Source organism: Escherichia sp. MOD1-EC6842 (assembly GCF_002965705.1).
Classification (GTDB): Bacteria; Pseudomonadota; Gammaproteobacteria; order Enterobacterales; family Enterobacteriaceae; genus Escherichia; species Escherichia ruysiae.
The window spans coordinates 1-219 of the sequence record NZ_PTRF01000073.1; the positions used below are offsets into that span (position 1 = coordinate 1).

The following is a 219-nucleotide window of genomic DNA, read 5'->3' on the forward strand; positions in this document are numbered from 1 at the left end:
TAGTGCCGTTGAGGGTAGCGCCTGTGTCCGTTCTGATGATGCCTCCGCTGTTCTGAGTAATATCAACCGCACTGCCACCAGAGCTGACATTCAGCCACCCACCGCTGTTAATAGTAGTACTCGTGACACTGCCACCGCTGCTGACATACTGGTACCCACCGCTGTTAACGGTTGTGTCAGTAGCGCTGCCGTAGACATACTGGTACCCACCGCTGTTAA

1 protein-coding gene is annotated in these 219 nt (G+C 54.3%); it reads right to left on the bottom strand.

The features are described from left to right. Positions 1–219, bottom strand: a 219-nt coding sequence (locus A7Z29_RS23145) for an AIDA repeat-containing protein (RefSeq protein WP_157944817.1), incomplete at both ends; no start/stop codon positions are given.